This window comes from Shigella sp. FC1544, assembly GCF_001722145.1.
Lineage (GTDB): Bacteria > Pseudomonadota > Gammaproteobacteria > Enterobacterales > Enterobacteriaceae > Escherichia > Escherichia coli.
Window position 1 is genome coordinate 1 of sequence record NZ_MECT01000414.1, and the last position, 552, is coordinate 552.

Below are 552 nucleotides of genomic sequence, written 5' to 3' on the forward strand. Positions count from 1 at the left end.
TGGGTTAACCAGATAACCACGGGGAGCAGGTACCGGCATCCACGTTACAGACGGTCCCGGCAAAAGTGCCTGACCTGACCCCTATTAGCGGTTACCAGCACCCCACCAGACCCGGTGACATCCCCCCCGGATCATGGACGACTGGGGGCAGTAATCATGCCGGGTCTGGCTGGCTAACCCCCCATTATAAGGGGTACGAATAAAGTAACGGGGGATGGGTGATGCTGCCAACTTACTGATTTAGTGTATGATGGTGTTTTTGAGGTGCTCCAGTGGCTTCTGTTTCTATCAGCTGTCCCTCCTGTTCAGCTACTGACGGGGTGGTGCGTAACGGCAAAAGCACTGCCGGACATCAGCGCTATCTCTGCTCTCACTGCCGTAAAACATGGCAACTGCAGTTCACTTACACCGCTTCTCAACCCGGTACGCACCAGAAAATTATTGATATGGCCATGAATGGCGTTGGATGCCGGGCAACTGCACGCATTATGGGCGTTAGCCTCAACACGATTTTACGTCACTTAAAAAACTCAGGCCGCAGTCGGTAACCTC

Annotated in this window: 1 pseudogene; it reads left to right on the plus strand. The window is 53.6% G+C overall.

Features of this window, described 5'->3' with window-relative positions:
- Positions 1-272 precede the first annotated feature (272 nt).
- Positions 273-552 (plus strand): annotated as a pseudogene (locus tag BGK49_RS17405) (IS1-like element transposase); the annotation flags it as partial.